Origin of the sequence: Streptomyces sp. NPDC019890 (assembly GCF_044903445.1) — a bacterium.
In the GTDB taxonomy this organism is placed as follows: domain Bacteria; phylum Actinomycetota; class Actinomycetes; order Streptomycetales; family Streptomycetaceae; genus Streptomyces.
The window spans coordinates 108,157-133,799 of sequence record NZ_JBJDQK010000001.1 but is presented as its reverse complement, the minus strand read 5'-3'; the positions used below and the strand labels follow the sequence as shown (position 1 = coordinate 133,799).

General features: G+C 69.5%; 22 protein-coding genes and 1 pseudogene. 12 read left to right on the top strand and 11 right to left on the bottom strand.

Annotated features, from left to right (window positions below):
• Positions 1-122: 122 nt before the first annotated feature.
• Positions 123-497, bottom strand: a complete 375-nt coding sequence (locus ACI2LP_RS00610; protein WP_404722342.1) for a hypothetical protein — start codon at positions 495-497, stop codon at positions 123-125.
• A 336-nt stretch (positions 498-833) separates the two neighbouring features.
• Between ACI2LP_RS00610 and ACI2LP_RS00605 the strand changes: the two genes are divergently transcribed.
• Positions 834-1,655, top strand: a complete 822-nt coding sequence (locus tag ACI2LP_RS00605) for a maleylpyruvate isomerase family mycothiol-dependent enzyme (protein WP_404722341.1) — start codon at positions 834-836, stop codon at positions 1,653-1,655.
• Positions 1,656-1,659: 4 nt separating this feature from the next.
• Here ACI2LP_RS00605 and ACI2LP_RS00600 read toward each other — a convergent pair whose 3' ends face one another.
• The 4 genes from ACI2LP_RS00600 to ACI2LP_RS00585 form a co-directional block, all read right to left on the bottom strand.
• On the bottom strand, positions 1,660-2,166 hold the full coding sequence (locus tag ACI2LP_RS00600) for a hypothetical protein (RefSeq protein ID WP_404722340.1): 507 nt from the start codon (positions 2,164-2,166) through the stop codon (positions 1,660-1,662).
• Between the two features lie 62 nt (positions 2,167-2,228).
• Positions 2,229-4,673 carry a penicillin-binding transpeptidase domain-containing protein gene (locus ACI2LP_RS00595; RefSeq protein ID WP_404722339.1) on the bottom strand — a complete coding sequence of 815 codons (2,445 nt, stop codon included), beginning with the start codon at positions 4,671-4,673 and terminating at the stop codon, positions 2,229-2,231.
• Complete coding sequence (locus ACI2LP_RS00590; protein WP_404722338.1) at positions 4,639-5,016, bottom strand: hypothetical protein; 378 nt, start codon at positions 5,014-5,016, stop codon at positions 4,639-4,641. The genes ACI2LP_RS00595 and ACI2LP_RS00590 overlap by 35 nt, the downstream gene beginning before the upstream one ends.
• Positions 5,017-5,104: 88 nt before the next feature.
• Entirely contained in the window at positions 5,105-6,928 is a 1,824-nt protein-coding gene (locus tag ACI2LP_RS00585) for an AMP-dependent synthetase/ligase (RefSeq protein WP_404722337.1), read from the bottom strand.
• A 318-nt stretch (positions 6,929-7,246) separates the two neighbouring features.
• On the opposite strand from ACI2LP_RS00585, the gene ACI2LP_RS00580 reads away from it, so the two are divergent.
• Together ACI2LP_RS00580 and ACI2LP_RS00575 are read left to right on the top strand one after the other, a co-directional pair.
• A complete protein-coding gene (locus ACI2LP_RS00580) occupies positions 7,247-8,071 on the top strand; it encodes a helix-turn-helix domain-containing protein (protein ID WP_404722336.1) in 825 nt (274 codons plus the stop codon).
• Complete coding sequence (locus ACI2LP_RS00575) at positions 8,068-8,253, top strand: DUF397 domain-containing protein (RefSeq protein WP_404722335.1); 186 nt, start codon at positions 8,068-8,070, stop codon at positions 8,251-8,253. Before ACI2LP_RS00580 ends, ACI2LP_RS00575 begins: the two co-directional genes overlap by 4 nt.
• On the opposite strand, the gene ACI2LP_RS00570 is transcribed toward ACI2LP_RS00575, so the two are convergent.
• A complete protein-coding gene (locus ACI2LP_RS00570; protein WP_404722334.1) occupies positions 8,211-9,065 on the bottom strand; it encodes a CDP-alcohol phosphatidyltransferase family protein in 855 nt (284 codons plus the stop codon). The genes ACI2LP_RS00575 and ACI2LP_RS00570 overlap by 43 nt on opposite strands.
• Before the next feature lie 108 nt (positions 9,066-9,173).
• Here ACI2LP_RS00570 and ACI2LP_RS00565 point away from each other — a divergent pair, with 108 nt between their 5' ends.
• The 5 genes from ACI2LP_RS00565 (at position 9,174) to ACI2LP_RS00545 (ending at position 13,703) form a co-directional block, all read left to right on the top strand.
• Complete coding sequence (locus ACI2LP_RS00565; protein WP_404722333.1) at positions 9,174-10,166, top strand: zinc-binding alcohol dehydrogenase; 993 nt, start codon at positions 9,174-9,176, stop codon at positions 10,164-10,166.
• Positions 10,167-10,229: 63 nt separating this feature from the next.
• Positions 10,230-10,628 (top strand): 6-pyruvoyl trahydropterin synthase family protein, encoded by a 399-nt coding sequence (locus tag ACI2LP_RS00560; RefSeq protein ID WP_404722332.1) that lies wholly within the window; start codon positions 10,230-10,232, stop codon positions 10,626-10,628.
• Positions 10,625-11,746, top strand: a complete 1,122-nt coding sequence (locus ACI2LP_RS00555; RefSeq protein WP_404722331.1) for a glycosyltransferase family 4 protein — start codon at positions 10,625-10,627, stop codon at positions 11,744-11,746. Before ACI2LP_RS00560 ends, ACI2LP_RS00555 begins: the two co-directional genes overlap by 4 nt.
• Positions 11,743-12,588, top strand: a complete 846-nt coding sequence (locus tag ACI2LP_RS00550; RefSeq protein WP_404722330.1) for an SAM-dependent methyltransferase — start codon at positions 11,743-11,745, stop codon at positions 12,586-12,588. Before ACI2LP_RS00555 ends, ACI2LP_RS00550 begins: the two co-directional genes overlap by 4 nt.
• A complete protein-coding gene (locus tag ACI2LP_RS00545) occupies positions 12,585-13,703 on the top strand; it encodes a lysylphosphatidylglycerol synthase transmembrane domain-containing protein (protein ID WP_404722329.1) in 1,119 nt (372 codons plus the stop codon). Before ACI2LP_RS00550 ends, ACI2LP_RS00545 begins: the two co-directional genes overlap by 4 nt.
• Here the strand turns inward: ACI2LP_RS00545 and ACI2LP_RS00540 are convergent.
• Both ACI2LP_RS00540 and ACI2LP_RS00535 read right to left on the bottom strand, forming a co-directional pair.
• A pseudogene (locus ACI2LP_RS00540) lies at positions 13,695-14,345 on the bottom strand (RibD family protein); the annotation flags it as partial. The gene ACI2LP_RS00545 and the pseudogene ACI2LP_RS00540 overlap by 9 nt on opposite strands.
• Positions 14,342-15,088 carry a creatininase family protein gene (locus ACI2LP_RS00535; protein ID WP_404722328.1) on the bottom strand — a complete coding sequence of 249 codons (747 nt, stop codon included), beginning with the start codon at positions 15,086-15,088 and terminating at the stop codon, positions 14,342-14,344. The gene ACI2LP_RS00535 and the pseudogene ACI2LP_RS00540, both read right to left, overlap by 4 nt.
• Before the next feature lie 127 nt (positions 15,089-15,215).
• On the opposite strand from ACI2LP_RS00535, the gene ribA reads away from it, so the two are divergent.
• The 4 genes from ribA to ACI2LP_RS00515 all read left to right on the top strand — a co-directional run bounded on the left by ribA (position 15,216) and on the right by ACI2LP_RS00515 (position 19,348).
• A complete protein-coding gene (gene ribA / locus ACI2LP_RS00530; RefSeq protein ID WP_404722327.1) occupies positions 15,216-15,866 on the top strand; it encodes a GTP cyclohydrolase II in 651 nt (216 codons plus the stop codon).
• A gap of 571 nt (positions 15,867-16,437) precedes the next feature.
• A complete protein-coding gene (locus tag ACI2LP_RS00525; protein ID WP_404722326.1) occupies positions 16,438-17,670 on the top strand; it encodes an ABC transporter substrate-binding protein in 1,233 nt (410 codons plus the stop codon).
• Positions 17,667-18,563 carry a nitrate ABC transporter permease gene (gene ntrB / locus ACI2LP_RS00520; RefSeq protein WP_404722325.1) on the top strand — a complete coding sequence of 299 codons (897 nt, stop codon included), beginning with the start codon at positions 17,667-17,669 and terminating at the stop codon, positions 18,561-18,563. The genes ACI2LP_RS00525 and ntrB overlap by 4 nt, the downstream gene beginning before the upstream one ends.
• Entirely contained in the window at positions 18,560-19,348 is a 789-nt protein-coding gene (locus tag ACI2LP_RS00515; RefSeq protein ID WP_404722324.1) for an ABC transporter ATP-binding protein, read from the top strand. Before ntrB ends, ACI2LP_RS00515 begins: the two co-directional genes overlap by 4 nt.
• A 140-nt stretch (positions 19,349-19,488) precedes the next feature.
• Here ACI2LP_RS00515 and ACI2LP_RS00510 read toward each other — a convergent pair whose 3' ends face one another.
• From ACI2LP_RS00510 to ACI2LP_RS00500, 3 genes are read right to left on the bottom strand one after another with little or no spacing between them, the layout of a single operon-like run.
• Positions 19,489-22,365, bottom strand: coding sequence for an NHLP bacteriocin export ABC transporter permease/ATPase subunit (locus ACI2LP_RS00510; RefSeq protein WP_404722323.1), 2,877 nt, complete (start codon positions 22,363-22,365; stop codon positions 19,489-19,491).
• 1 nt (position 22,366) lies between these two features.
• Positions 22,367-24,637: an NHLP family bacteriocin export ABC transporter peptidase/permease/ATPase subunit gene (locus ACI2LP_RS00505; RefSeq protein WP_404722322.1), complete on the bottom strand. Its 2,271-nt coding sequence runs from the start codon at positions 24,635-24,637 to the stop codon at positions 22,367-22,369.
• Positions 24,634-25,440: a hypothetical protein gene (locus ACI2LP_RS00500; RefSeq protein WP_404722321.1), complete on the bottom strand. Its 807-nt coding sequence runs from the start codon at positions 25,438-25,440 to the stop codon at positions 24,634-24,636. Before ACI2LP_RS00500 ends, ACI2LP_RS00505 begins: the two co-directional genes overlap by 4 nt.
• Between the last annotated feature and the right edge of the window lie 203 nt (positions 25,441-25,643).

The window sequence follows — 25,643 nt, the reverse complement described above, 5'->3', positions numbered from 1 at the left end:
CCTGGTAGTACGCGTTCATCTCATCTCGCCGTGGCGGGCGCACCTGGGTGACCATGCCGGACATTGCATCCACCACCACCGCCAACAGGCAACCGATTATTTGTTCGCTGAGCTGCCAGGCTTCAAGAAACCTTCCATTGATCCCCGAGGCCGTCTTCCCGGTGGCAGCTTGTCTCCCGCCAGCGCCCGATTGACCCCACCCGTGCCACGGAAGCGAGCCCTGCCATGAACTCCACCCCTGAGTCCGTCTCTTCGCTGTCGTCGTCCGGGCGGGGGATGTACTGAAGCATGACCGCCGGAAGCCTGATGATCGTCTCGTGGTCCGGGACGTCCGTGGAGAGACCGGGCGCCGAACCCATCTCCTGGCACCCCTTCACTTCCTCCTCAGTCGCCTTGTTCGACTGGATCAGAAGGTCTCCCGTCTCTTCGTGAAGCCAGATCGTCGGAGACTCGTCGGTCGGCGTGTCGGCGATGATGCCGAGGAACTTCAGGGTCACGGTCTTTCCCGCTGTCGGTGGGTTGCACCAGCGTGTACGAGCCTCCTTCCGTCTGATCAGCGTCAGGAGGGCAGTTGGAGCGCTCCGGGTGCCGAGCGTCGTGGCGCCTTGGTCACGTGACCAACCCATGACCAACAGCGGTCCGCAACAGCAGGAACAGATGACCGACCTGTCCAGTCGGGGAGGGGTCTTCCGGGTACGCTTTCCCAGGTCAGCTGACTGCCTGCCCGAAGCAAGGTGTCAGTACAGGCCGCGGTAGGTGTTCCAGCCTCCGCCCATCTTGACGCGGGCACGGAAGGTTCCGACGCCGGTGCCGCTGTAGGCGTGGGGAGCAGCGTGGAATCAGTGACGGGGCAGGACCTACGAGGCACCCTGCCCGACGGACTCGCCGCCGCGATACGTGCCACCGCCGAGGACATCGCCGCGCTGCTGCGCGGGGTCGTCGACACGGGTGCGGCGGTGCCCGGGTCGGAATGGACCATCGGCGAGGCGGCGGCGCATCTGGCGCAGGCCAACGAGCTGATGGCCGACATCGCGGCGGGGCGCGAGCGGAGTCACGGTGACGGCACGCCCCAGAGCCTGGCCGCGGCCAATGAGCGTGCACTCGCGGAGTTCGGGGAGCGTGGGGCCGATCCGCTGGGCGCGATGATCGTGTCGCAGGCCGATGCCTACCTCACGGCGATGGACGAGGGAGCGGCGGATCAAACGGTGGCCACCCCACTGGGCCCGATGAGCCGCGTGGAGCTGGGCTCGTACCTGCTGACGCACATGCTCGGCCACGGCTACGACCTCGCGCTGGCAGCGGGGCGCCCTCACATGATCGACGCCGCCCGGGTGGAGCTCACCCTGCCCTTCATGATCACGGCCATGCCCCGGGTGACCAACGCCGCTGCCACGGCCGGGCTGACCGCGCGCTACCGGGTCCGCATGCGGGGCGGCACGGGCTTCGGCGTCACATTCACGGATGGTGCCGTAGCCGTGAGCAGTGAGCCCCCGAGCCGCCCCGACTGCACGATCCTGACGGAGCCGGTCACGTTCCTGCTGATGGCGCTGGGCCGCTGTAATCCGTGGGGCGCGATCGCCCGGGGGCGGGTGCTGGCGTGGGGGCGCAAGCCGTGGCTGGCTCCGCGGTTCCCGACGCTGTTCACGGCGCCGTGAGCTCCTACACGATCTCAGGGTTGGTCGTGTCGAAGTAGACGCGGTCGGTGCCCCGGTCGAAGTAGAAGTGCCCCTGGTAGACCGACTTGGTGATGTGCCGGTCATAGCGGGGGCTGTTCATCCACTGAGGGTGTTCAGGAAGGAATTGCGCCAGCGCTTCCGGCACCTTCGAAGGGCTGCCGAGGGCAAAGCCGTACGCCGAACTCCTGACGACCGATGCGACGACACCTGCCGGCAGCTGAGCGATTCCGACAACTCGGATCCGAGGATCCTGGTCGGGGATGGTCTCACGTCCGGAATCGTTCGGGTTGTAACCGAGCCAATGCGGATCGGAGAGCTGCCCGATGGCACGGAAGCGACGCAGCAGTGGTTCCGAATCTGTGCGCACTCGCTCGCGATCAGGGACGGGCGTGTCACCGCTGGCCGCATAGACGCCGGTCCCGCCGGCCAGCACAGCCAGCCCGCCCAGGACGAACAACATGCGGCGGCTGAGAAAGCTTGGCTTGGACACGCGCGTGGCCCCCCTTGTCCGGACGACGGATCTTATCCCGTAGCGTTCTCCGGCCGGGTGCGTCACCGGTTGAGGACCGCCTCCATGACGCGCTTGGCGATCGGTGCGGCGATCTTGTCTCCGGACACTGCCTCGCCGGTCTGGCCGGGAGTCTCGACGACCACGGCGACCGCAACCGCCGGGGATCCGGATTCCTGCGTCTTGGCGTAGGAGATGAACCAGGCGTACCCGGTGGCACTGGTGCCGCTGGGGAGCTGGGCGCTGCCGCTCTTGCCGCCCACCATGTTCCCGGGAATCTTGGCCGTGGATCCTGGTCCGTCCTCGACGACGAACTCCATCATCTGCTGGAGCTTCCTCGCGTTGAGTTCGCTGAGCGGTCGGCTCAGGGCCTTGGGCTTGTGCTGCTCGATGAGCTTGCCGTCGGCGGTCCGCAGACTGGCGACCAGGTACGGCTCCATGAGTGCGCCCTCGTTGGCGACGGCCGACGCGACCATGGCCATCTGCAGAGGGGTGACGCTGGTGCTGCCCTGGCCGATGCCATCCAGGGCGTTGAGCGAACCATCGTCCGCGGGATAGACGGACTTGACCGCGAGCAAGGGGGTGGCGATCTCCTTGTTGAAGCCGAATGCGGCGGCCTGCTGGCGCATCTTGATGTTTCCGAGGTCATTGCTGATCTTGGCGAAGACGGTATTGCAGGAGGACTGGAGAGCCGACATGAGGGAGGCGTTCTTGCACGCGCCGCCGCCCTCGTTCTTCAGCTGGACCGTGGTCTCCGGGAGTGCCCACGGCACAGGCGAGTCGGTGGCTGCGTCGACGTTGCTGTAGAGGCCGTTCTGCAGAGCGGCTGCGGCGGTGACCACCTTGAGGGTGGAGCCCGGGGGATAGGTCTGCCTCAGCGCGCGGTTGAGCATGCGCTTTTTCTTGTCACTGTTCAGGGCCGTCCACTCAGCCCTGTCCGCCTTGGACGCGCCGGCGATCGCCGACGGGTCGTAGGAGGGGGAGGAGGCGAGCGCGAGGATCTTGCCGCTGCTCGGGTCGAGTGCCACGGCGGCGCCTTGTTTGCCCTGCAGGCCCTCGTACGCGGCTTTCTGGGCAGCGGCCTCGATGGTGGTGAACACCTTCCCGGCGACAGCTGAACCAAGTCGGGAGTCGGTGCCGGTCAGAAGCTCGTCCTCGACGCTCTCGAGCAGGCCCGTGCCGAACAGCTGGGAGGCATAGCCGGTGACGGGCGCGTACATGGGGCCATCGGTGTACGTGCGCTTCCAGCGCAGTTTCTGGCCGGTGTCCGAGGAGCCTGTGACGGCCTTGTCGTTCACCAGGATGAGTCCACGCGGCCGGTCGTAACGGCCATGAGGGCCGGGGTCGTTGAGGCGGCCGACGAGCATGGGCGTGACCGTCGCGGCAGCGGCGATCACGACGGCAATCCCGCTGAGCACAACGCGGCCGCGGCGAGTGCGCGGCAGGGGAAGCCGGCGCGGCGGTCGGTGAGCCGGGCCGTCGGCGGGCTTGGACGGATTGATCAGGACGGGCTGTGGCGCATCGCTGTTGGGAACAGTGTCTTCTGGCACGGTGCCGTCGGACGCGTCGTCTGCCGAAGCCGGGGCGTCGGCTGTGGTGTCCGGCTGCTCATCGGCAGATGCTTCCGCGTGAGGCGTGCCGGGGCCACCTGTGCCGGCGTCCAACTGGGCGCGAGCGACCTCCGCCACGCGTGGGGAGACGCCGACGGGACTGCGGGCGAGCAGGATCTCTCCCTCGGCTCCGTAGAGCCAGCGTTGTGGTGTCTGCGCGACATCGTCGGCTCGCAGCCGGTCGAATGCGTAGGCGTAGGCATCGTCCACCGAGATGTAACCGTCGTGGTCGGTGTCGGCCGCACCGCTGCGAATGCCGGTCACCAGAGCGCTGGTGAACACGGACCCCGGCAGGACCTCCCCGGGGACCGGCTCGCCTTCGAAGGAGTACTCGGTTGCCCGGGAGGCCGTCAGTACGACCCTGCCGCGGGCGTGACCGTGGAACCGCGCGCCCAGTCCCAGGTCGGTCTCTCCCTTGCTGCGTTGCGCGAACGCGCCACTGAAACAGCAGTCCAGGATGACGACTTGCCTGCGTGCCCGGCAGTCGTCCAGCTGGTCGAGGAGCCATTGCGCCTCCACCCCGGTGGCGGCCAGCCGGTCCTTGCGGGTGTCCGCGGCGGCGAAGTACAGACGCCTACGGGCATCGACGAGCCCGTGGCAGGACACGTACACCACCACGAGGTCGTTCGGGACACGATGGGTGAGGAATTCCTCGAAGGCCAGCCGGACATCCTGAGCCGTCCTGTCGATCACCTGGGTGACCGTGAACCCGCCGATCCCCGGATCGGAGAGGACCTCGCTCAGGCCGGCCGCGTCATGTGCGGGCGCGCGCAGTCGGCGCAGTGACGCATCGGCGTACGTGGAGGTCGCCACCACCAAGGCCAGCCGCTGCTCGGCCGGTAGCTCAGGTGTCGGCTGCATGGCGGGCGAGCCAGGCACTGATGAGCAGCTCCTGCTGCGCCGCAGTCGCTCCGGTGACCTTCAAGGTGTCCCCGCCGAGGCTGATTTCGACCACTCGGTCCGTGCGTCCCACCCAGCCGCGCACGGCGTTCACCACTGCGCGCAGCCCCTCGGCGGTGCGCAGCTGGACGGCCAGCCAGCCCACTGCTGTTGCGAGCCCCTTGGCATGCGCCGGCTCGGCCGGCTCAGTCACCGGATCGACAGCCATGACGTCGAGATCGAGCAACTCCGCGCGCAGTCGACCGGTGATTTCGGCAAGTTCCCCCGGATCGCCGTCCGGAAGTGACTGAACCTGCACGTGCAGGCCGATGACGTCCGACACAAGGCCCCCTCCTGTACCCAGCCCCCACTGAGCGTAGCCGCTCGGCCACGCCCGTGCGGGCTGCTTCCACCGGATCCGTGAGGCGCCGTCAGCGCGTGTACAGCGCGTCGATGTCCGCCGCGTACGCGCCCGTGATTGCCCGTCGCTTGAGCTTCAGTGTCGGTGTCATCAGACCGGCGTCCACACTGAATTCGTTCGGCAGGACGCGGAACGCGCGGATGGACTCCGCCCTCGAAACCCGGGTGTTGGCCCGGGAGACCGCCCGTTGGATCTGCGCGCGCAGGTCCTCGTCGTTTGCCATCACCGACATGGACGCCTGCGGCTTTCCCTTCAGCGCCTGCCAGTGGGCCAGGGCATCGGGATCCAGGGTGATGAGCGCCGCGATGTACGGCTGGTCGTCGCCCACGATCAGACACTGCGAGATCAGGGGATGGTGGCGCAGTTGCTCCTCCAGCGGCAGCGGGGCCACGCTCTTGCCGCCGCTGGTGATGATGATGTCCTTCTTGCGTCCCGTGATGACGAGATAGCCCTCGTCGTCGAGATGGCCAGTGTCGCCAGTGGCGAACCACCCGTCGCGCAGCACCGCTTCGGTGGCTTTGGGGTTGTTGAGGTAGCCGGCGAAGACCGTGTCGCCGCGTACCCACACCTCGCCGTCGCTCGCGATGTGTACTGCGCAGCCGGGGATGGGCCGGCCGACCGTGCCGAATCTGACCTCTCCCGGCGGCTGGGCCGTGATCCCGCCCGCGGTCTCGGTGAGGCCGTAGCCGTCGTACACGGTGACGCCCGCGCCAGAGAAGAAGAGTCCCAGCTCCCTGCGGAGTGTCGAGCCGCCGGAGACGGCGTTGCGCACCTGGCCGCCGAGTACGGCGCGCAGCTTGCCGTACACCAGGCGGTCGTAGGCGGCGTGCAGGACCTTCAACGACGGGCCCGGGCCGTGGCCCGAGCCGATGGAGTGCCGTTCGACGGCCTCGGCGTAGCGCACCGCGACGGCCGCGGCCTTGTCGAAGAGGCTGACGTGCCCGGCGGCCTCGGCGGCGCGGCGGGCCTTGTGGAAGATCTTCTCGAAGATGTACGGGACGGCGAAGAGAAACGTCGGCCGGAAGGATGCCAGAGCGGGGAGCAGTGCCTCGGGCGTCAGATCCGGTTGGTGGCCGAGGCGGACGCCGCCGCGCAGACAGGCGACCACGACCATCAGCCCGTAAATGTGCGCGACGGGCAGGAAGTTGAGGATCGACGGCTGGACACCGGGCTCGGCGAGGATGCCACCCCAGCCTTCCAGCAGGGTGTCGCATTCGGCGGCCAGATTCGCGTGCGTGATGAGACAGCCCTTGGGCGTTCCGGTGGTGCCGGAGGTGTAGCAGATCGCGGCGATCTGATCGGGCAGTACGGCAGCGCGGTGACGGTGAATCAGTTCGTCGTCCGTGCCGCGGCCTTGTTCGATCAGGTCCGCCACGCAGCCCAGGTCCATCTGCCAGATCGCGGACAGCCGAATCTCCGCGTCGCAGGCCGCCGCCACGGTCATCGCATGGTTCTCGTGCTCGACCACGATGGCCCGGACCTGGGAGTCGTACAGGATCCAGCGCACCTGCTCGATGGACGACGTGGGGTAGACCGGAACGATCTCGGCGCCGAGGGACCACAGGGCGTACGCCAGCACCGTCCACTCGTAGCGCGTACGGGACATCAGCGCGACCCGGTCGCCGAAGCGGATGCCGCCTGCAAGGAACCCCTTGGCCACGGCCATGACTTGGTCGCGGAACAGCTCCGCGCCGATCGGCTCCCAGTCGTCGGGCCCCGTCCGGCGGGAGAACTGCACCAGGGAGGGATCGCGCTCGGCGGTCTCGTACACCGAGTCGGCGAGGCCCCCCGACCACGGCGGTTCGGCACGGCGCGGAGGACCGCTTCCTTGCATAGGGCGTTCCCTTTCCCGTGTTCGGGGCGTCGCGCTGTGCAACTCGGGGAGGGAAAAGGTACCTGTTGGAGGCGTTCCTGCCTAGTTGTTGGGACACGTCCCTCGTCTGCCGTTCGCGGGATGGGCGAACAGCCGTGCCCGGGCGCCGTATGCGAAGCCCTCCGTCGAGGCTACGCGCAGCGCAGCTGCCATGACGGCAGCTCGTACGGAGAGCCCCGTACGAGTTCACCCTCTGGCGGTACGAGTAACTCAACGTGAGCATGGGCTCGTTGTATGTGCGCAATGAGTGACACAAGCGCGACAAGGGGGTCGCCGCCCATGGCGAACAGCAGCAGTGCACCCGAACAGTCCGACAGTCTCAAGGCGTTCGGAGCCGTCCTCAAGGTCTTCCGGGAGCGGGCCTTGCTCACTCAGGAGCAGCTGGCGCCGCTGGTCTGCTACTCACATGCCTGCGTCGCCTCGATCGAGCAGGGGCGGCGTATGCCGCCGGGTGACTTCGTCGAGCGGGCGGAGGAGGTCCTGGACTCGTTCGGCGTGCTGCGGGCGGTGGCCCAGCATGTGTCGCGGCGGCCGGGCCTGGCCGCGTGGTTCCGGCTGTGGGCCCAGTTGGAGTCGGCAGCGGTCAGCCTCTGTACGTACGAGTGCCGGGTGGTGCCCGGTCTGCTCCAGTCCGAGGCGTACGCACGTGCCGTGATGCTCAACGTCCCGCCGCCGCCCACCGAGGAAGAGGTCGGGGAGCGGATCGCCGCGCGCATGGAGCGGCAGGAGCTGCTGACCCGCAAGCCGCCGATCGCGTTCTGCTTCATCATCGACGAGTCGGTGCTGCTGAGGCACACGGGCGGCGCGGGCGTCACACGGGAGCTCCTCGACCATCTCATCGCATGCGCCGAGTTGTGGAACGTGGAGTTGCAGATCATGCCGCTGCGGCAGCCGCACCATGCCGGTTCGGACGGCCCGATGCAGCTTCTGGAGACGCCCGACAACAAGTGGCTGGGCTACTCCGAGGGGCAGAAGACGGGTCAGCTGATCTCCGACCCGAAAGCGGTCAGCGTGATGCAGATGCGCTATGCCAAGATGCGCTCACAGGCCCTGTCCCCTGCGGACTCGGCGGACCTGTTGAAGCGGATGCGAGGAGCGCTATGAGCACCACCGACGAGCTGAACTGGTTCAAGAGCAGCTACAGCGGCTCTGAGGGGGACAGCTGCGTGGAGGTCGCCCGCCTGGCCGACGCCGTCCATGTCCGTGACTCCAAGGGGAAGGAGGGGCCGCGATTCGCGGTGTCTCAGGCCGCCTGGGTTGATTTCATCGGGTTCGCGGCAGTCTGAAACGCCTGTGGGCCGTTGGAGCCGGGGTACGAGACCCCGGCTTCGGCCCGCGCGAGCCGCACCACGGGTTCAGCGACCGCCCCAGGCCTGGCCGTCTCCCCGTCCCTGACCCGCCACAGCCACCTGATGTCCCGTCCGAAGGACCAGATCAGCAGCGCCAGGGCCAGGGCGACCACCGCGAACGCCAGCAGTCGCGGGAGGATCCCGGCGCCGACCACCAGCAGCAGGATTCCCTGTAGCGCGGCCACCGTCTTACGGGCCGTGCTCGGCGGCAGGGCCCCGTTCAGCCACGGCAGCACCCGGGCCGCTGCGACGAAGGCGTAGCGCATGGTGCCGATCAGCAGCACCCACGGACCCAGCGACATGGCGACATGGATGCTGAGCACCAGGATCAGGAAGGCGTCGACCTCCATGTCGAAGCGTGCCCCCAGCGGGGACGCCGTCCCGGTGCGCCGGGCAACCTTGCCGTCGACCGCGTCGAGGATCAGCGCCACCGTGGTGAGAGCGACCAGGACCGTGACCGGCGGCGGGCTCTCGAAAGAGTCCGCGACCAGCGCCGTCACACCCCCGACGAGCGTCGCGCGGGCAAGTGTGACGCGGTTGGCCGGTCCGAAGGACGTGAGCCAGGACCGGCGCAGGGCGCGGGTGAGCACCGCCCAGGTCGCGACCGCGAAGGCCAGGCCGGTCAGCCAGCCCGCGGGTCCCAGGCCGATCGCCGTGCCGAGCAGGGCCAGCAGGAGGATCTGCGCGCCTGCTCCCACCGCCGTCTCGTGCCGCAGCGGCCTCATGTCATAAGGGTTGTTCAGGGCCACCGTGCACCCTCCGGGGGTGTGACAGATTCGATCAGTCCCGCGTACCGTGTCCGCGGCTTTGTAGTGATCAGTACGTGCATCCTCACCCGACTGTTCAGGAGGACGCCAATGGAGCGTGCCGCTCGTGCTTTCTGGCTCCGGTCTCCCGGTCACGGGGAGATCCGGGACGTTGCCCTGCCAAAACCCGGCGACGACGAGGTGCTGGTGCGCACGCTCTGTTCCGGGGTGAGCCGTGGCACGGAGACGCTTGTCTTCCGCGGCGGCGTACCCGAGAGCCAGCACAGCGTGATGCGGGCGCCGTTCCAGGACGGCGAGTTCCCCGGGCCCGTCAAATACGGCTATCTCAACGTCGGGCTTGTCGAAGAAGGACCGCGGCACCTGCTCGGCCGTACGGTCTTCTGCCTCTATCCGCACCAGACCCGGTACGTCGTCCCCGCCGGCGCCGTGACCCCCGTACCGGACACCGTCCCTGCCCGGCGGGCCGTGCTGGCCGGGACGGTGGAGACCGCGGTGAACGCCTTGTGGGACGCCGCACCGCTGCTCGGCGACCGGATCGCGGTGGTCGGAGCAGGCATGGTCGGCGCCTGCGTCGCCGCCGTACTCGCCAAGTACCCCGCCGTCCGTGTCCAGCTGGTCGACGCGGAACCCGCGCGCGCCGGCATCGCCAAGGCGCTCGGTGTCGACTTCGCGCTCCCCGAGGACGCCGCGGGCGACTGCGATCTCGTCGTCCACGCCAGCGCCACCGAGGCCGGACTCGCGCGCTCCCTGGAACTCCTCGCCCCGGAGGGGACCGTCCTCGAACTGAGCTGGTACGGCGACCGGAGGGTCAGCCTGCCGCTGGGGGAGGCCTTCCACTCCCGCCGCCTGGTGGTGCGCAGCAGTCAGGTGGGCACGGTGTCACCGGTCAGGGGGGCCCGCCGGAGCTACGCCGACCGCCTCGCGGTCGCGCTCGACCTGCTCGCCGACCCCGCCTTCGACGCGCTGATCACCGGCGAGTGCGCCTTCGACGAGCTGCCGCAGGTGCTGCCGAGGCTCGCCTCCGGGGAGCTCCCGGCGCTGTGTCACCGTGTGCTGTATGAAACTGCTGCTGATCCGGCCTGAACAAGGAGAACGGGTCGGCCGTACTACAGGTCAGATGTGCTGCCGCACCTGGAGGTTCACCCGTTGTTCAGTATCACCGTCCGTGATCACATCATGATCGCTCACAGCTTCCGCGGGGAGGTCTTCGGGCCCGCGCAGCGCATGCACGGAGCGACGTTCCTTGTGGACGCCACCTTCCGCCGCCCCGAGCTGGACGCCGACAACATCGTCGTCGACATCGGTCTGGCCACCCGGGAACTCGGCGCTGTGGTCGGCGAGCTGAACTACCGCAATCTCGACGACGAGCCCGACTTCGCCGGCATCAACACCTCCACCGAATTTCTGGCCAAGGTGATCGCCGACCGGCTCGCCGACCGGGTGCACGCAGGGGCACTGGGCGAAGGCGCCCGCGGCCTGGCCGGGATCACGGTCAGCCTGCACGAATCGCACATCGCCTGGGCAAGTTACGAGCGCACGCTGTGAACCGGGCCGACGCCACCAGGGCGAGCGGGCGCTCGGTGCACATCGTGCTGCCCGGTGGCGTCGACGACCCGGCCGCCCCCAGTGGCGGCAATGTCTACGACCGCCGGGTGTGCCAGGACCTGCCCTCAATCGGCTGGCAGGTACACGAGCATGCCGTCGCGGGGAGCTGGCCACAGCCCGGAGCGGCCGATCGCGCCGAACTGGCCCGCATCCTGGCCCGGGCGGAGGACGGCGCCGTCGTGCTCCTCGACGGACTCGTCGCCTGCGCCGTACCCGACATCGTCGTCCCCGAGGCCGAACGGCTGCGTCTGGCGGTGCTGGTGCATCTGCCGCTGGGCGACGAGACAGGACTGGCCCCCGCACGGGCAGCGGACCTGGACGCCCTCGAGCGCGAAACCCTGCGCGCCGTGCCGGTGGTCGTGGCGACCAGCGTGTGGGCGGCCCGCAGGCTCGTCGCCCACCACGGGCTCGCCCCCGGACAGGTCCATGTCGCCGCACCCGGCGCCGACATCGAACCCGAGGCCCCCGGCACCGACGGTGTCTCGCGGCTGCTGTGCGTCGCATCGGTGACCCCGCGCAAGGGACAGTACCGGCTGGTGAAGGCACTTGCGGCCGTCGCGGACCTGCCCTGGGTCTGCGTATGCGCCGGCGGCCTCGACCAGGATCCCGGCTATGTCTCCGGGCTCAGACAGCTGATCGAGAAGTCCGGCCTCACCGACCGGGTCCGGCTCGTCGGACCGCAGAGCGGTGCGGAGCTGGACGCGAGCTACGCCGCCGCCGACCTCTTGGTCCTCACCTCGTACGCCGAGACATACGGCATGGCCGTGACCGAGGCGCTCGCGCGCGGCATTCCGGTGCTGGCGACGGCCGTCGGCGGTCTCCCGGAGGCGGTCGGGCAGGCGCCGGACGGCAGCGTGCCGGGCCTGCTCGTACCGTCGGCAGACCCGGCGGCACTCCCGGCGGCGCTGCGCAGCTGGTTCGGAGACCCGGGCCTGCGCAGTCGCCTGAAGGCGGCCGCAGCAGCGCGACGCACCGCGCTGGACGGGTGGGAGACGACGGCCCGGAATCTCGCCGGTGCGCTGGAACGCATTCGAATCGAACCCCGGAGGGCCGCGTGAGTACGACCGACGCGCCTGGTTATGCCCCTGAGTGGCTGGAGCTGCGGGAGGGCGCCGACGCCGGCGCCCGCGCCACCGGACTCCTCGAACCGCTCCAGCACTGGCTGTCGGGCCGGGACCGGGACGACGCCGGGCAGGTGATCCGCGATCTCGGCTGCGGGACCGGCTCCATGGGGCGCTGGCTCGCACCCCGGCTGAACGGCTCCCAGCACTGGATCCTGCACGACCGCGACCCCGCTCTGCTCGACCTGGCCGCCGTGCGGACGCCGCATGCGGCGGCCGACGGCAAGCCTGTGACGGTCGCCACCGAACGCGGTGAGATCGCCGGCCTGACCGCGGGGGACCTGGCCGGCGCCTCGCTGTTGACGGCCTCCGCCCTGCTGGACGTGCTCACCCGCGACGAGGTGGACGGGCTCGCCAAGGCGTGCGCGGGGGCCGGATGCCCCGCGCTGCTCACGATCTCGGTGGTGGGACGGGTCAAGCTGACGCCTGCCGAACCGCTGGATGCCGAGATCGCCGCCGCGTTCAACGCCCACCAGCGCCGCAATGGCCTGCTCGGACCCGACGCCGTCACGGTGGCCTCCGAAGCCTTCGCACGGCAGGGGGCGACGGTGCGGACCCACGCGAGCCCCTGGCGGCTCGGCGCCGACGATCCGGCGCTGATCGCGGAGTGGCTGCGCGGCTGGGTCGGCGCGGCCTGCGAGCAGCGCCCGGCCCTCGCGTCGCGCGCCGACACGTATCTGCTGCGCCGCCTGGCGGCATGCGCGGCGGGGGAGTTGCGGGTGGTGGTGCACCACAGCGATCTGCTGGCGCTGCCCCGGCCGATTGGCGGGGCCTCATGAGCGGGCAGGCGCTCCGGGCCCGTGTCGGCACGCTCGCCGGAGCGGGCATCCTCGCCGTGCTGGTCTGGCGTCTTGGCACCGGCGCGTTCCTGGACGGGCTGCGCAGGATCGACGGACCCACCCTGCTCGCCGCTCTCGGACTCGGCCTGCTCACAACCGTGTTCAGCGCCTGGCGCTGGTGCATCGTCGCCCGCGGCCTGGGCATCCGGCTGCCGCTGGGCCGGGCCGTCGCCGACTATTACCGCGCGCTGTTCCTGAACGCGGCGCTGCCCGGTGGCGTACTCGGCGATGTGCATCGCGCGGTACGACACGGGCAGCACACCGGTGACGTCGGACGGGGCGTTCGCGCGGTCGTACTCGAACGGACCGCGGGCCAACTGGTCCTGATGGCCGTCGGTGTGACGGTCCTGCTCGCGCAGCCGTCCCCGGCCCTGACGCAGCCCCGCCACCTGGCCACGGCACCGGGGACCGCCCTCGCGCTCGCCGTGGTGTCCGCGCTGGTCATCGCGGTCGCCCTCCGGCTCAGAGGCAGGCCGGGCACATCGCGATGGCAGCGGGCGGTCCGCGCCACGCTGGCCGAGGCACGCCTCGGACTGTTCGCCCGCAGCAGCTGGCCGGGCGTCGTGATCTCGTCCGTCGTGGTGCTGGCGGGTCACCTCGGTACGTTCCTGCTCGCCGCCCGGGCCGCTGGGTCAACCGCGCCGTTCGCCGAGTTGGTGCCCCTGATGGTGCTGGCCCTGCTCGCCATGGCGCTGCCGCTGAACATCGGCGGCTGGGGCCCCAGGGAAGGCGTCACCGCGTGGGCCTTCGGCGCCGCCGGCCTGGGCGCCGCCCAGGGCCTGACGGTCGCCGTCGTCTATGGAGTGCTCACCTTCGCCGCGAGCCTGCCCGGTGCCGGGGTGCTCGCCGGCCAGTGGCTCGCCCGCTCACGGCGCCCGCAACTCCAGCTCGAAGAGCGTGTCCTCGCCGAGGGCGGCACGTCGCACCGGTGGACGGAGCGCGTCCCGCATCACCGGCGTGCCGGCGAAGCGGAGCCCCGGGATGCCGTCGCCGAGCAGGACCGGCGCCACGGTGACGTAGAGCCGGTGCAGCGCCTGCTCGTGCAGGAAGCGTGACACGGTGACGCCGCCGCCCTCGATCAGTACCCGGCCCAAGCCGCGCCGCGCGAGCGCCTGCACCAGGCGGCCCGGGGCGAACGCATCGCTGTCCGGGAGCGTCAGCACATCAACGCCGCCGCGGCCCGGGACCGACCTGCTGCGGTCGGTGCCCTCGCCCACCACCCACAGCGTCGGCGCGGCTTCGTCGGTGAACACCCGGCGCCCCAGCGGTACGCGGCCGTGCGGATCGACGACGACGCGCACGGGGTTGTCACCGGGGCAGGCACGCACGGTCAGTTGCGGGTCGTCCGCGACCGCTGTGCCCGCACCGACCACCACCGCGTCCGCGAGCGCACGAAGGCGGTGCAGATGAAGACGGTCCTCCTCGCCCGTGACGTAGTCGGCGTCGCCGGTACGCGTCGCTATGAAACCGTCCAGGCTCTGCCCGAGTTGGGCAAAGGTGAAGTGCGGACCGGCCAGGCAGAGCGGCAGATAGCGGTCGGCCAGCAACTCCGCCTCGGGCGCGGCGTCCCGGCTCCAGCGCCAGTCGCCGTCCGCGCTCCGGCCAAGTCCGGCGGCCTCGGCGTCCGCCTCGGACCGGATGCCGCGCAGCCGCTCCCAGGCCTCGGCCGCTTCCAGTACGTCGCTGCGGTTGGTCATCGGGTCTCCTGCCGGGTGAGCAGTGAGACGTACTCACCGAAGGATTCGACAAGCGAGGCCAGCAGTTTCTTTCCCTTATCGGCGGATGCCATTGACGGACGGCCGATGACACCGGACTCGGTGTAGGCCGTCATACCGAGAGTGAGCAGATGCTTACGATCGTCGGCCAGGAAATCGGAGGTTTCATAACCAGGGCGGACGAGTTCGGGATGGGAGTGCAGCAGGATGGACGTTTCCACTTCGCCGGCATGCATATCGCTGTGCGACGGGGTCTGTACACCTGCCGCGACCCGTGCCGCATCCCAGTCCGCCGAGCCCGGGAAAAGCGCCATGCGCATCCCGCTGCCCGCGGATTCCTGAACGACATTGCGCAGTACGTAATTTCCGCCGTGTCCATTGACAAGAATCAGGGAACCGACATCGGACCGGCGGAGCGAGTCGGCGATGTCCCGTACGACGGCGTGGAGGGTCGCGGCGGAAATGCTGACCGTCCCCGGCCAGTCCGCGTGCTCGTGCGAGCAGGAGATCGTGAGAGGAGGAAGGTGGTGAACCGGATGGGCTGCGGCGATCTCCCGGGCGACGGTGCAGGCGACGACCGTGTCGGTCACCAGGGGAAGGAACGCTCCGTGCTGCTCGAAGCTGCCGATCGGGAGGACGGCGACATCGGCCTGCCGGGTCCGCACGTCCTCCGTGGAGTCCCTGGGCAACAGGCCCGATGCCGGGGGCGTTTGTGAACCACTCATTGTTTTAGGGCCTTTCGTTGTTCGCTCCGCGCGCCCATGGTCGAATGTGATGAAACGGGCAGGCAGTTGATGCTCCTTCGCTATTTTGGCCTACGAGGCACGGAGCTTGCCAGATAGGATCGGGGTCATGACAGTAAGTGATGGCGTGTTCGGCGACAGTGTTCGTCCGTCAGGTGTCGAACGAGTGGTGGATGTACGGCTGTCCACCTCGCACGGCGATTTTCTCGCCATCGGCTACCTGGACCGCGAAAGCGGGGACGAACAAATGGTGCTGGTATACGGCGATGCCGAGAAAGAGGGGGCACTTGTCCGCGTGCATTCGGAGTGCCTGACCGGAGATGTCTTCGGGTCCAAGCACTGTGAATGCGGCGATCAGCTGTCCGCCGCACTGCACGCCATCGTGACGGAAGGGCGAGGCATTCTCGTCTACCTCCAGGGTCACGAGGGGCGCGGGATCGGCCTGTTGGGCAAACTCCGGGCGATGAAGCTCCAGGCGGAGGGGCTGGACACGGTCGAGGCGAATCTCGCTCTGGGGTTCCCGGCCGACGCCCGTGACTACCGGGTGGCGGCGGAGATCCTGCACGAGCTCGGTGTCGAGTCCGTGCGGCTGCTGTCGAACAACCCGCTCAAGCGCGAAGCGCTGCTGCGGCACGGCATCAAAATCACTGAGCAGGTTCCCCTGTTGATACCGCCGCGCGAAGAGAACATGTCCTATTTGTGGACCAAGCGGGAACGCCTCGATCACTACCTGCCGCATTTGGACAGCGTGGCCGACTAGCTTCGAGGCCGTGTGGTCAGCCGCCGGCCGTGGTTGGCAAGGTGGCGGGGTGGCGGGGTGGCAGGTGGTGTGAGGATGCCGATGCTGCGCCGCGACCGGCGGCGGCCGGGCCGCGCAGGAGACCGCTGTGTCGCGCGCCATGCGGTACGGGTCTTCCGGGCGCCCGAGCCTGAACAGGTTGCAGGCGAGGCTGTGACGGCAGCGCAAGGCGTCCGGGTGATCGGGGCGGGCCGGCCCATGGCGCGCTCCCGCGCGTCGAGCGCACTGTGGTGCACATCTGACATGCCTCGAAGTGGCGGCCCGACCGGCTCGGCGCGTAGGCCATTTCCTGGCGGGCTGCGAGGGTGTGCCGGGGTGATCGGCACCTGCTGATGCTCGCGCGGGGCGTCGGCAGGCCGCCCGGTGCGGGGGTGCGGGCCCCCGCCTCCTCCCGGCGCCGGAGCCCGCCCAGTAAAGGCGCGGCTCGTTTCGTCCGCCTCACACTGCGTGCCCACGGGGCTGCGAGATGTGTGATTTACATCCTTGACATACGCGCAATTCCGCCGTCGCCGGGCACTCATACCTTCTGGCCATGGAAAACAACCTCGGGCGAAGAGGCTTCCTCCGCCTCTCTGGAACAGCCGCCCTTACCGCCTCGCTCGGCAGCGCCCTCACCGCGTGTGGATCGGCCGACAAGAAGTCCTCATCAGCCAAGCCCGGCCGTACCGTGCGACTTGGATTCATCGCGTTGACCGACTGCGCGCCCCTGGTGATGGCAGAGGAACTCGGGTACTTCGCCGAGCGTGGCCTCAACGTTCAATTGATCAAGCAGGCCTCTTGGGCCGCCACCCGGGACAACCTGCTCAATGGGCAGATCGATGCCGCACATGCCCTCTTCAGCCTCCCTCTGTCCGTTGCGACGAAGATCGCGGGCAAGGGTTCCACCGACCTCAAGATCGCCATGGTGCTGAGCAACAACGGCCAGGCCATCACCCTCAAGAAGGACTTCGCCGACGCCGGCTACGCGGACTTGAAGGCCGCCAAGGCACTCCTTGAGAAGAAGTCCCCGACCCTGGCCATGACCTTCCCCGGTGGCACGCACGACACCTGGCTGCGCTACTGGCTCAAGGCGACCAAGGCCGATCAGTCGAAGGTCAAGATCGTTCCGATCCCGCCGCCGCAGATGGTCGCCAACATGAAGGTCGGCAACATGGACGGCTACTGCGTCGGCGAGCCCTGGAACGCCGTCGCCGTCAAGCAGGACATCGGCTTCACCCACATCGCGACCCAGGACATCTGGCAGCACCACCCGGAGAAGGCCCTGGTCGCGGGCGCCAAGTTCGCCGCGGAGAAGAAGGACGTCCTGGCCGATGTGATGGGGGCCGTCCTCAAGGCGTGCAAGTGGCTCGACGACCTGGACAACCGGGCCAAGGCGGCGACGACGATCGGCGGCCCGCAGTACGTGAAGGCACCCGCCAAGGAGATCGAGGGCCGACTGCTCGGCACCTACGAGCTGGGGGCCGACCTGGGTAAGAAGAAGTTCACCGGCGACCAGATGATGTTCTTCCGCGACGGACAGACCTCCGCGCCGCGGCGCGGGCACGCGATCTGGTTCATGAGCCAGTACCAGCGCTTCGGGCTCCTCAAGGAAGCGCCGCAGTACACCAAGATCGCTGACGAGATCATCCTGCGCGACCTCTACGAGGAGGTCGCCGGCAAGGAGGGCATCGACGTCCCGGCAGACGACATGAGCCCGTTCCACGTGAAGCTCGACGGCACGACGTTCGACCCCAAGAAGCCGCAGGAGGAGGCGAAGCGGGTATGACGAGTTCGCTGACGCATACGGACGAGGCAGAACCGGCTGAGGCGGATGCCCAGCCGGGGCCGCCCGGCCCTCCCGCCGCCTCCGGGTCGCCCATCAGCGGCGGTTGGGTGAGTCGGCTTGCCGAGCTGGGCCGCGGCATTGGATGGGCCGCGCTCGGTACCGCAATCGTGGTGCTGCTGTGGCAGCTGGCCGCATCCCGGTCCACCGACATCCCGGCCCCGCTCGACGGGGCACGGACGCTGGTCGACCTGCTGGGGGATCCGTTCTACGACAACGGCCCGAACGACAAGGGGGTAGGTCTTCAGCTGGCCACCTCGCTGCAGCGGGTGTTCACCGGCTTCGCTCTGGCCGCCGTGGTCGGGGTGCTGGCAGGGCTGCTCCTCGGTGCGAGCCGCCGGGCCTGGCTGGCATTCAACCCGGTGGTGCAAGTGCTGCGTCCCGTGTCGCCGCTGGCCTGGTTTCCGATCTGGCTGGCCGTGTTCAAGGACGCCTCCCAGGCCTCGATATTCGTGATCTTCATTACCGCGCTCTGGCCCACGCTCATCAACACCGCGGCCGGCGCGGCGGAGATCCCTCACGATCACCGCAACGTCGCGCGGGTCTTCCGCTTCGGTCGCATCGCCTACCTGAGGCATGTGCTTGTGCCGAACGCCCTGCCGTCGATCATCACCGGTCTGCGGCTGTCGATGGGCATCGCCTGGATGGTCATCGTGGCCGTCGAGATGCTCTCCGGAAATTCCGGGATCGGGTTCTTCGTGTGGGACTCGTACAACGCCGGCAACCTCAGCTCGGTCGTCGCCGCGATCGTCCTCATCGGTCTTGTCGGTCTGATCCTTGACGCGATCCTCGTACGGCTCTCGCGCAAGGTGGCCATCGAGGAGGTTCAGTCGTGACCGTCGAGATCCGCGGGGTACACAAGTCGTTCCGCCGAAGGGGATCAGCCGCTCAGCATGTTCTACGAGGGGTCGACCTGACAGTCGAGGAAGGGGAATTCGTCTCCTTCATCGGCCACTCGGGCTGCGGCAAGTCGACGCTGCTCAATCTGGTCGGCGGGCTCGATCGCCCGGATGCGGGTGAGATCGTCGTGGACGGTCAGGCCGTCACGGGGCCGGGTCCGGAACGGGCGATGGTCTTCCAGAACTACTCACTGCTGCCCAGGCTGAGCCTTCTCGCCAATGTGCGCGAGGCCGTCCGCGCGGCACGGCCGGACTGGTCCCGGACAAAGGCCGACGACATGGTCGAGCGGTATCTGACCGCCGTCGGGCTGTGGGAGCACCGCGACAAGCGCCCGGGCCAGGTGTCGGGCGGCATGGCTCAGCGCGCCGCGGTCGCCAGGGCCTTCGCCGTGGGGCCCCGTACGCTCCTGCTGGACGAGCCGTTCGGTGCACTGGACGCGCTCACCCGCTCGCGATTGCAACAACAACTCGTCGAGCTGTGGGGCAACGAGTCGGAGACCGAGAAGGTGCTCATGGTCACGCACGGGCTCGATGAGGCCATTCTGCTCGCCGACCGGATCGTGGTCATGTCCAACGCGCCGCACCCGTCAGTGCGCACGATCATCCCGGTGCCGATCCCGCGTCCTCGGGACCGCGCGACGATCACCAACCACCCGGCATACGCCCGTACCCAGGAGCAGTTGGCCGACCTGCTGCTCGCCGACCAGACGGTGGCCGCATAGCCCCGGCCGGTCCCAGGGTCGGTACACGTCTGCCGAGCCATCTTGGGGGTGAGGCGGCTGCGGGTGGTGGTCTCAGCCTGGTTCGCCTCCAAACGAGCTGAGACCACCGCCCGCGGCCACCTCACACTCAACAGGTTGAATCACGTCATCTGGCGCCGCACCAGTTCGTGAAGGTGCCCGCCCGCACGGGCGAGCAGATCGGACGGCCGGCCCTGTTCCACCACCCGGCCGTCCGACATCACGATCACGCGATCGGCGTCCAGCACCGTGGACAGGCGGTGGGCGATCACCACCCGGCTCGCGCTCAGCGCTCGGGTGGACTCGATCACGATGCGCTGGGTCTCGTTGTCCAGCGCGCTCGTCGCCTCGTCGAAGAAGAGGATGCGCGGGCGGCGGATCAGGGCCTGGGCAATCATCAGGCGCTGGCGCTGGCCGCCGGAGATCGCACCGCCGCCGGAGATCATCGTGTGCAGGCCCATCGGCATGCGCTTGATGTCCTCGACGAGGCCCGCCATCTCCGCGGCCGCCCAGGCCTCTTCCTGGGAGAAGGCCTCGGCGCCGCAGATGCAGTCCAGGATCGATCCGGTGAGCGGCTGGGCGTTCTGCAGGACGACGCCGCACTGGCGGCGGACCGCCGCCTGGTCCAGGGCCGCCAGGTCCTGGCCGTCGTACAGGACGCTGCCCGAAGCCGGTTTGTCGAAGCCGATGAGGAGCCGCAGCAGCGTCGATTTACCGCAGCCGCTCGGGCCGACGATCGCCACGAACTCGCCCGGCCGCACCTGGAGCGAGACGTCGTCGAGGACGAGCGGGCCGTCGTCGGTGTAGCGGAAGGAGAGCTTGCGGGCCTCGATCGCGCCGGACAGCGCCCCGGGCTGCGCGCTGGCGCCGCGGACCTCCGGGGCCTCGACCAGGACGGGCTTGATCTGCTCGAACATGGGCAGCACGGCGGCGGCCGAGACGAGCGCCCCGGAGACCTGGGTGACCGACGTCAGCAGCATGGTCACGGAGGTGTTGAAGGTCAGGAACTCGCCCGCCGACATGCTGCCGCGGGCCGGACCGGCGAGCAGCATGAACATGGTGAGCGAACAGAGCGGCAGATAGACCGCGTCGAGGGCCGTCGTCAGATTTCTGATCCGGCCCGCCCGTTGCTGGAGCTCGCGCGAGCGGGCGAACTCCCGCGCCCAGGCCGCGTACGCGAAGCTCTCCGCCGCGGCGACGCGCAGCTTGGGCAGCCCGCGCAGAGTCTGGAACGCCTGGTTGTTGAGCTTGTTGCCCAGCTCGACCAACTGCCGCTGCCAGCGCAGCTGCCACAGGCCCATGCCCAGGAACACGGCCCCGATGACGAGCAGCATGCCGATCGCCGCCAGCGCCAGCGGCACGCTGTAGCAGAGCAGCAGTACGAGGTTCATCGCACCGACCGTGCTCGCCTGGACGGCCACCGGGCCGATACCGGAGAGCACCCGCCGGATCGCGCTGATACCCATCGCCGCACTGGCCAGCTCTCCCGTGGAGCGCTCGGTGAAGAACCGGGTCGGCAGCCGTAGCAGCCGGTCCCACACGGCCGGTTGAAGCGACGCCTCGATCCGTCCTTCCATCCGCAGGACGGTGAGGTTCTGCAGCAGCATGAACGCGGCGGAGACGATGCTCGCGATCACGACGGCCAGCGCGACCTGGACGATGAGGCTCTTCTCGGCCGTCGGCACATAGACGCCGAGCACCTGGCCGGTGGCGATCGGCACCAGCGCGCCGAGGCCGACGGTGACCAGTGCCGCGAGCGTCAGATTACGTACGTCGGCGCGCGTGTCGCGCAGGCTGAAGCGCAGCAGCCGCCATGCGGTCATGGGGCGTTCGGGCAGCGGACGGTAGAACATCACCGCGCGCGGCTCGAGTTCCTCCGCGGTGGCGCCGCCGATGCGCATCCGCAGACCGGAGGCCGGGTTCACCGCCTCGTACCGTCCGCGATGCCACAGCAGGGCGACCGGGGCGCCGGACTTGGCCCAGTGGCCCACCAGCGGACCGGTGTTGGTACGCCACCAGCGGCCGTCGAGCCGCACCGCGCGGGTACGGATACGTGAGGCGACGGCGATGCGTTCGACCGGACTGATCCGGTCATTCACCGCACCGCCCTTCGACCGCTCGCCGAGAGTGATCCCCGCCGCCTCCGCGACCCGTCGGCAGACGGCGTACGTGGCGTCGTCGTCGGCTCCGTCCGGGGCGCCGGAGCCCCGGCCGGCCCGCTCCGGCTTTCCGATGGAAGCCACCAGCGCCGCCTCCGCCCGGGCGCGGACGGCTTCGCCCGCCTTGATGCCCGCGGCCGTACGGTCTTCGTGAGCCCGCTCAAGACCCTCGATCCAGCGGTCCACGGCGGAGAGCAGCCGGTACTGCTGGTTGACCATCTGCCGCCACAGCGCACTGTCGACCAGCAGATCGCCCGCAGCATCGGCGCTGTACGTGGCGCCGTACTGCACGCTGCCCGGCGGGACCGGCATCCACAGGATGTCGTCGTCGGTCATGGCCCCGTCGGAGGCGCGGCCCTCCAAGGGAGCCTGGAACAGCACGCCCAGGCCACGTCCGGTGCCCAGAGCGAAGGCGTACTCCAGCGGGGTCGGTGCCTCGTACCCACTCCGGTAGCCCGTCTCGTAGACGCTCTCGTACGTCCCGTGGCCGGTCTCGTACGTCCCGTACTCCGGCCGGTACAGCTCCCGCAGAGCAATCCGGTGCAACCGGCAGTCCTGTGACGGCCGGCCGATCAGCGTGTGCCGCGGGCCCTCCACCGGACCGAGCAGCAGGGTGCCCGCCTCCAGCCGGCCCAGGAAGTGCCAGTGCCCCTGCTGGGCGGCATCGACCGCGAAGAGATCCAGGGCACCGCCGACGACGAGCCACAGCACCTGCGGCCCCTCCAGGGACAGGCTGCGCAGCCCGGTGCAGTCGACGGGTGCGCCGAGACCGCCCAGGGCATGGGTCACCGCGTCGGACTCGCCCGGGCCCGCGACCGCGGACGGGTGAACGGAAGCCACGTCAGTGCTCCTTGACCAGCTCGGCGTACGGACCCCCGGCGGCGACCAGATTCTCGTGCCGGCCGCGCTCGACGACCGAGCCGTGGTCGAGCACGACGATCTCGTCGCTGTCGCGCACCGTGCTCAGCCGGTGCGCGATCACCACGCAGGCGCAGCCGCGCCGCCGCAGATTGTCGATGATGACCCGCTCGGTCTCCGCGTCGAGAGCGCTCGTCACCTCGTCCAGGACGAGGATGCTCGGCCGCCGCACCAGCGCCCTCGCGATCTCCAGACGCTGGCGCTGTCCGCCGGAGAAGTTGCGGCCGTCCTGCTCTACCCGGCTGTGGATGCCTTCGGGCCGCCGTGCGATCACGTCGTCGTACAAGGCGGCGTCTTTGAGGGCGGCGACCACGGCGTCGTCCGGTATCGAGGGGTCCCACAGCGCCACGTTGTCCCTGACCGTGCCCTCGAAGAGGAAGACGTCCTGGTCGACGAAGGAGACCGAGGCTGCGAGCGCGCTGCGGGAGATGTCGTCGAGTCGCTGTCCGTCGATACGGATCGTCCCCTCCCACGGGCTGTAGAGACCGGAGATGAGCCGCGAGACGGTGGACTTGCCGCTGCCGGAACCACCGACGAGCGCGACCTGCTGCCCGGGCCCGACCGTCAGCGAGAAGTCGCTGAGGAGAGGCTTGTCGAGCGGGCTGTAGCCGAAGGTGATGTTCTCCAGCGACACATGGCCCTTGAGCCTGCGGGTGTTCGCGTCGGTCTCCCGGCGCGAGTACAGCGAGTCGACCGGGAAGCTCTCGACGTCCTTGAGCCGGGCCACGTCCGCCGCGAAGTCCTGGATCCTGCCCGCCACCCCGTTGAGCCGGGTGATGGGCGCGGTGAAGCGCGTCACCAGCGCCTGGAAGGCGACGAGCAGACCGATCGAGATATGGCCCTCCACCGCCCGCAGGCCGCCGATCCAGAGGATCAGCGCGCTGTTGAGCGTCGCGAGGGTGGGCGCCACGACGGCCAGTACCGCGCTCGGCACACCGAGGCGCTGCTGCTCCTCCAGTGTGGTGGCGTGCTGGCCCGCCCAGCGGCGGAAATAACCGTTCTCCCCGCCGGTGGCCTTCATGGTCTCGATGAGCTGGAGACCGGTGTACGAGGTGTTGGTCAGCCGGGCGCTGTCCGCGCGCAGCTTCTGGGTGTGGGTGGCCCGCAGCCGGACCACGATACGCATCGCAACCACATTGAGCAGGGCGATCCCAATGCCGATGACGGTCAGTTGGGGGTCGTACGTCCACAGCAGCACGGCATAGAGGATCACGACGACGCCGTCCACGCCCGCGGCGGCGAGGTCACGCGCCGGCGTCTCGGCCACCGAGTCGTTGGACTGGAGCCGCTGGACCAGATCGGCCGGGCTGCGCTGGGCGAAGAAGGTGACCGGCAGCCTCAGCAGATGCCGCAGGAACCGGGCGCTGCTGAGGGTGGAGGAGATGATGCGCCCTCGCAGCAGGTTCGCCTGTTGCAGTGCGGTCAGCACCGCGGTGAGCGCGACCATTGCCGCCATCGAGGCGAACAGCGGCCCGAGCAGCGAGGTCTGATTGCCGATCAGGAACATGTCGATGTACGTACGGCCCAGCGCGGGCACGGCCGCTCCCACGGCGACGAGCAGCAGGCTGGCGAGCAGCGCGGCCAGCAGTGTGCCCGTCGTGCCGCGCATCCTGGCGGGCACGGCTCCCATGACACCTGGCTTGCGGCCGCCCCGGCGGAAGCTGTCGGCGGGCTCGAAGATCAGGGCGACCCCGGTGAAGCTGGTGTCGAAGTCCTCCATCGCGACAAAGCGGCGGCCCTTGTCGGGGTCGTTGATGTGCACGCCACGGCGGCCGAACCGCCGTCCCATGCCGTCGTAGACGACATAGTGGTTGAACTCCCAGAACAGGATCGCGGGCGCCCGCATCTCGGCGAGCGCGGCCGGTTCCATCTGCATGCCCTTGGCCTGGAGGCCGTAACTGCGCGCTGCCTTCAGCAGATTGCTGGCCCGAGAGCCGTCCCGGGAGACACCGCAGGCGATACGCAGCTCTTCGAGCGGCACATGCCGCCCGTAGTGCGCGAGCACCATGGCCAGCGACGCCGCGCCGCACTCCAGCGCCTCCATCTGGAGAACCGTGGGGGTGCGCACGGTCTTCTGCTTCTTCGCCCCGGGGGCGGGGGCCGCGCGGCGCGTGCCCCGCCGGGGAGGCGGCGCACCTTCCGGGCGATGGCGACCACGGCCGCCTGCCGGCGGGAGTTGCTGCTGGGCGGTCATGGAAGCAGCCAATCGATCGGATGCTGCTCGGCCAGCCGGATGGCGCCGGTGGCGAGGGTCATGGAGTCGACCGCGTACGGCGGGCCGTCCGAAGACGACCAGGCATAGCCGGACTTGGTGCGCGACGAGGGGTCGAGCCGCACCAGGACCGCCACGGGCTGGCCGTCCTTCGAGAACAGTTCGCCCAGCTGGCTGCTGCCGAGGAAGGCGGTGATCCGGTGGCGGGTCTGGGCGGTCCGGCCGACGGCCTTCACACGGCCGCGCAGTACGCCGTACTGCTGGGTCGGCACCGACTGGACCGTGAGATCGACCGCCGCGCCCACGGGCACGGTCGATCCGCTGTCGGCCGGCACGTACAGGACGGCCATCAGAGGGTCGTCGGCCTGCTCGACCCGTTCCACGGCGGCCACATCCGCGCCGGTGGTGACCACCGAACCGACGTCGGCGACCAGAGCCGTCAGCCGGCCGGCGGTGAGTGTGCGGACGGTGGTGTCGCCCTTCGCCGTACGGACCTTCAGCAGGGGAGCGTTGGCGGGAAGCCTCTTGCCCTCGTCGGCGAGCACTTGGGTGACCTGACCGGAGACCGGGCTCTGCAGGACATAGCTGCCCTGGGCATGGGTGAGGATTCCGGACGCGCCGAGGGTGGAGCTCAAGGTGCCGGTCACCGCCCAGACGGATGCGGCGATCATCACGGCGACCGTGAGGGTCAGCACGAGCCAGCCCTGGGGCCGGGCGAAGCGCACCGGAAGGTCGATTTCCTCGGGCGACTGCAGCTTGGAAAGGGCCTGTTGGCGGAACTGCACGACACTCTTCCCTCAACTGCGGCGGTCTGTGCGGGGGAGCCGGGTAGGCGCCTCCGGTGGCCGGGCACGCGGATGGTGGGCGCGGGGTGGCGGGGCCCCGCCCCCCCCCCCCCCGGGGGGGGGGGGGGGGGGGGGCCGCCCCCCCCCCCCCCCGGGGAGCCCGCCACGCCCCGGCACCCCCCCGGGGGGTGGCGGCCGGCGGG